The organism is Streptomyces sp. AC627_RSS907 (assembly GCF_019049165.1).
The window spans coordinates 1-547 of sequence record NZ_JAGMUE010000346.1 but is presented as its reverse complement, the minus strand read 5'-3'; the positions used below and the strand labels follow the sequence as shown (position 1 = coordinate 547).

Sequence of the window (547 nt, the reverse complement as noted above, 5' to 3'; positions counted from 1 at the left end):
GCTTGGGGATCTCCAGGCGGGTCAGCCGTTCCAGCGTGTCGAGGTGGACCACGTCCACGGTGGAGGACGCGGCGCAGGCGACGTAGCCGAGCTGGCCGTCGGGTGACGAGGTGATGGTCAGGGGGGCCAGGCCGACCTCGACGCTGCCGAGCCGCGCGTGGTCGTCGGTGGCGAAGACGGTGAGCCGCCCGGGCGCGTGTCGGCCGAGTTGGGAGTCCGGGGCGGGCTCCATGCGTACCTCGCCGACCAGGAGTTTGCCGGTGGCGGTGGCGTGCACCGGGAGCATGACGTGGTCGGTCGCGAGGGTGTCGGTCACGGTCGCGGTCCGCGGGTCGATGACGCGGACGCCGGGGGTGGGGCGGGCGCCGGGTGCGTTGCCGGCGGGACCGAAGGCCGCGTACGGGGCGGCGACGAACACCTTCGAACCGTCGGGCGAGAAGGCGAGACCCTCGCTGCCCGGCACCTCGACCTTGGCGGTGAGGGTGCCGCGTTCGAGGTCCACGAGGGAGACGAAGGGTGCCTCCTTGTTGCTGGCGCAGCCCACGGT

At 73.1% G+C, this 547-nt stretch carries 1 protein-coding gene; it reads right to left on the bottom strand.

The features are described 5' to 3' along the window. Positions 1-547 (bottom strand): YncE family protein (locus KUM32_RS35645; protein ID WP_374227590.1); only part of this gene is annotated, 547 nt, incomplete at both ends.